Origin of the sequence: Nonomuraea sp. NPDC049028, assembly GCF_043197735.1 — a bacterium.
Taxonomy (GTDB): domain Bacteria; phylum Actinomycetota; class Actinomycetes; order Streptosporangiales; family Streptosporangiaceae; genus Nonomuraea.
The window spans coordinates 520227-524007 of the sequence record NZ_JBICTR010000004.1 but is presented as its reverse complement, the minus strand read 5'-3'; the positions used below and the strand labels follow the sequence as shown (position 1 = coordinate 524007).

Here is a 3781-nt window from a genome sequence, read left to right as displayed (position 1 = left end):
GGCCGGGTGGGAGCCGAGGTGGGAGCTCAGGTGGGAGCCGGGTGAGGACCGGTCAGGTGACGTTGGACAGGTCGGTGATCGCGGTCGACGGCTTCATGTCGGCCGCGTTCGCCAGCTGGGGCACGAGCACGTCGAGCGCGTAGAGCAGCGCGTCCGGCCCGCTGTACGACAACGCGCCCCCGAGCGGAGTGGAGAAGTCCGTATAAATGGTCCGATCGGTCTTGACCACGTTCAGCCGGGCGAAGACCGGCGAGGAGGTCATCTTCGCCTTGGTCGAGCCATTGACGAACAGCACGTCCTTGTCGAGCAGGTCCAGCCGCTCCTCGCTGATGTCGCCGCTCTGGCTCTGGGCGGCAAAGCCGAGCGCGTCGAACAGCGCCCGCCGCGGGTCGCGGCCCGGAATCAGGTAGTGCTGCCCGTTCTCTGGCCCGTAGTCCACCACCAGAACCTTCCCGGCGAACTCGGGATGCGCCTGCTTCGCCGCGGCGATCTTGCCGTTGACCTTGTCGACGAGCGCCTGCGCCTGCGCGGACTTGCCCAGTGCCTTACCCGTGGTGAGCGTCTGGACGTCCCACGGCGTCTGCTCGTCCGGATACGCGCTGGACTGAATCACCGTGGGGGCGATCTGCGAGAGCTTGTCGTACGTCTGCTTGTTGATCGTCTCGTAGATCGCGATGATCAGGTCGGGCCGCTGCTTGATGATGGCCTCGAAGTTGATCTCCGCCGAGAACGTGGGCAACGGCTTGCCACCCAGCGCCGTCTTGACCCAGGGATAGGTGAGGTATTCCTCGAACCACTCCCGCGTGCTCACCGGCACGACGCCGAGGGCGAGGGCGTAGTCCTGGTCGTTCCACCCGACGGTGACCACCCGGGTGGGCCGCGACTTGATCGTGGTGGACCCGAACTTGTGGTCGATGGACACAGGAAAGGCCGGATCGGCCGCCGCCGTGGCCTTCGGGGCCGGCGCGGGGCTCGAACACGAGATCAGCGAACTCACCATGAGGACGCACGCCACGGCGATCGCCGCGGCTCGCCAGGGACGGATGGTGCCGGGAGGAGTCATCTGAGTTCCTTGTCTCTGTGCCCTCCGGCGCCTCGGTGACCGCTGGCCCGGGGGGTGCACAGGCGGGAGTCGATGGGTGTACTTAGGATAGCATTACCTAACTTTTACCGACTCTTCGGAGGGCATGGACATGCAGCGCACCCTGCTCGGCGGAAAGATCCACAGGGCCACCGTGACCCAGGCCGACCTGCACTACGTCGGCTCGATCACGATCGACAGAGTCCTCATGGACGCGGCCGACCTGGTCGAGGGCGAGCAGGTCCACGTCGTCGACATCACCAATGGCTCCCGGCTGACGACCTACGTCATCGAAGGGCCGGCGGGTTCGGGGGTGATCGGTATCAACGGCGCGGCCGCCCACCTCGTGTCCCCGGATGACCTCGTCATCATCATGAGCTATCGGCAGGTGGACGAGAGCGAGGTCAAGTCGTACGTCCCGTCCGTCGTCCACGTCGACGGGCGCAACCGGATCGTCGACCTCGGATCCGACCCGTCCGCCCCGGTGCCGGGCGCGACCGACCAGAAGTCCGGCTCGACGGTCGGCTGACCGCCCGGCGACCTCGGGCGAGCCTCCGGTCAGGCGGGCAGTCGCCGGCCGGTGGCCGGGGAGAAGAGGCGTTCCTTGCCCGGCAGGATGCGCAGCCGGACCCGTTCGCCCTTGGCCGGGGGCATGTTGGGGTCGACGCGGGCGATGACGGTCTGCCCGAGGCGGACCGGGTCGGTCGTGTCGGCGTACTGGCCGTAGAGGAAGGCGTCCGAGCCGAGTTCCTCCACGACGGTGACGGTGACCGGGAAGCTGCCCGGCGTGCCCTCGCCCACCACCTCGACGCCCTCCGGCCGGAAGCCCAGGATGACGCGATCGCCGCCCTCCTCCTTGAGCGCCTGGATGGTCTCGCGGCTCAGCCGCACCCGCGTGTCGTCCAGGATCGCCTCGTCGCCCTCGACCGGGTACTCGGCGAGGTTCATCGACGGCGAGCCGATGAAGCCGGCCACGAAGACGTTGGCCGGGTGCTGATACAGCCGCAACGGCGTGTCGACCTGCTGGAGCACGCCGTCCTTGAGTACGGCGACCCGGTCACCCATCGTCATGGCCTCGACCTGGTCGTGGGTCACGTAGACGGTCGTCACGCCGAGCCTGCGCTGCAGGGCGGCGATCTGGGTGCGCGTCTGCACCCGGAGCTTGGCGTCCAGGTTGGACAGCGGCTCGTCCATGAGGAACACCTTCGGCTCGCGGACGATCGCCCGGCCCATCGCCACGCGTTGCCGCTGCCCGCCGGAGAGCGCCTTGGGCTTGCGGTCGAGGAACTCGGTCAGGTCCAGCAGGCCCGCGGCCTCCTTGACCCGGCGGTCGATCTCCTCCTTGGGCGCCTTCATCACCCGCAGAGCGAAGCCCATGTTGTCGGCCACCGACATGTGCGGATAAAGAGCATAATTCTGGAACACCATGGCGATGTCCCGGTCACGCGGCGCCAGGTGGGTGACGTCCCGGTCGCCGATGGAGATGCGCCCGCCGTCGACCCGTTCCAGCCCGGCGAGCATGCGCAGCGACGTTGACTTCCCGCACCCCGACGGACCGACCAGGACCAGGAACTCACCGTCATGGATGTCGAGGTCGAGCGCGTCGACCGCGGGCCGCTCGGTTCCGGGATAGACCCTGGTCGCCTCGTCGTAAAGAACTCTGGACATGATCTCCCCTAAAACTCACTCCTGCGGCCGGACGACGGCTTTGACCAGCTCGGGGTCACGGGCGCCGGCCGTGAGCGCCTGCTCGACCTCGGCCAGGCCGTAATGGCCGGTCACCAGCGCGTCCAGCTGGACCCGGCCGGCGGCGGCCAACGCGATGGCCGCCGGCCAGGTGCCGGCGTAGCGGAACGTGCCCGTCACTTCCAGCTCGCGGGTCTGTACGTGGGCCAGCGGCAGCGGGATCTCGTCCCCGCCCATGCCGACGAGGACGACCCGCCCGGCCCGTCCGACAGCGCGGATGGCCGGCCCGATCGCGGCCGGCTGACCCGAGCATTCGAGCAGCACGTCGGGCTCGAACCCGGCGTCGGACAGCGGGTTCTCGCGCACGTCGAGGGTCTCGCTCGCGCCCAGGTCGCGGGCCACCCTGAGCCGTACGGGGTTCACGTCGGTGACCAGGACGTCGGTGGCGCCGAAGGCCAGGGCGGTCTGCATGCACAGCAGCCCCACCGGGCCGGCGCCGGTGACCAGCACGCGGGCGCCCGGCTGGACCCGGGCCTTGCGGCAGGCCCACACGCCCACAGACAGCGGCTCGATCAGCGCGGCGGCGTCATCGGACAGGCTGTCGGGGACGGGGTAGGCGAACTCCTCGCGCACGACGACGTACTCACAGAAGGCGCCGTCGATCGGCGGGGTGCCGAAGAACCGCATCCGCGGGCAGAGGTTGTACCGGCCGGCCCGGCATTGGCGGCAGGTGAAGTCAGGCATGCCCGGCTCCACCGAGACGCGCCGCCCCACCAGCTCACGGCCGACGCCCGGCCCGCTGACGACCACGGTGCCGGACGGCTCGTGACCCAGGACCAGCGGCGATTCCACCACGAAGTCGCCGATACGGCCGTGCTCGTAGTAGTGCACGTCCGAGCCGCATGTGCCGACCGACGCGACCCGTACCAGCACCTCCCGGGGACCGGGCTCGGGCCGGGGACGCTCCTCCAGCAGGATCTTGCCGATGCCGTGCAGTACGGCCGCGCGCATAGC

At 69.3% G+C, this 3781-nt stretch carries 4 protein-coding genes; 1 reads left to right on the top strand and 3 read right to left on the bottom strand.

Features of this window, described 5'->3' with window-relative positions; genetic code table 11:
- Positions 1-52: 52 nt before the first annotated feature.
- A complete protein-coding gene (locus ACGFJ2_RS17940) occupies positions 53-1063 on the bottom strand; it encodes an ABC transporter substrate-binding protein (protein ID WP_393469434.1) in 1011 nt (336 codons plus the stop codon).
- 130 nt (positions 1064-1193) lie between these two features.
- Here ACGFJ2_RS17940 and panD point away from each other — a divergent pair, with 130 nt between their 5' ends.
- Positions 1194-1610 carry an aspartate 1-decarboxylase gene (gene panD, locus ACGFJ2_RS17935; RefSeq protein ID WP_357952245.1) on the top strand — a complete coding sequence of 139 codons (417 nt, stop codon included), beginning with the start codon at positions 1194-1196 and terminating at the stop codon, positions 1608-1610.
- 29 nt (positions 1611-1639) lie between these two features.
- Here panD and ACGFJ2_RS17930 read toward each other — a convergent pair whose 3' ends face one another.
- Together ACGFJ2_RS17930 and ACGFJ2_RS17925 are read right to left on the bottom strand one after the other, a co-directional pair.
- Positions 1640-2749: an ABC transporter ATP-binding protein gene (locus tag ACGFJ2_RS17930; protein WP_393469431.1), complete on the bottom strand. Its 1110-nt coding sequence runs from the start codon at positions 2747-2749 to the stop codon at positions 1640-1642.
- Positions 2750-2764: 15 nt separating this feature from the next.
- Positions 2765-3778: an NAD(P)-dependent alcohol dehydrogenase gene (locus tag ACGFJ2_RS17925; protein WP_393469428.1), complete on the bottom strand. Its 1014-nt coding sequence runs from the start codon at positions 3776-3778 to the stop codon at positions 2765-2767.
- Positions 3779-3781 lie beyond the last annotated feature (3 nt).

Bases quoted from the DNA above. Each gene is read 5' to 3' on its own strand.
- ACGFJ2_RS17940 (WP_393469434.1), bottom strand. From the start codon at position 1,063: ATGACTCCTCCCGGCACCATCCGTCCCTGGCGAGCCGCGGCGATCGCC.
- panD (WP_357952245.1), top strand. From the start codon at position 1,194: ATGCAGCGCACCCTGCTCGGCGGAAAGATCCACAGGGCCACCGTGACC.
- ACGFJ2_RS17930 (WP_393469431.1), bottom strand. From the start codon at position 2,749: ATGTCCAGAGTTCTTTACGACGAGGCGACCAGGGTCTATCCCGGAACC.
- ACGFJ2_RS17925 (WP_393469428.1), bottom strand. From the start codon at position 3,778: ATGCGCGCGGCCGTACTGCACGGCATCGGCAAGATCCTGCTGGAGGAG.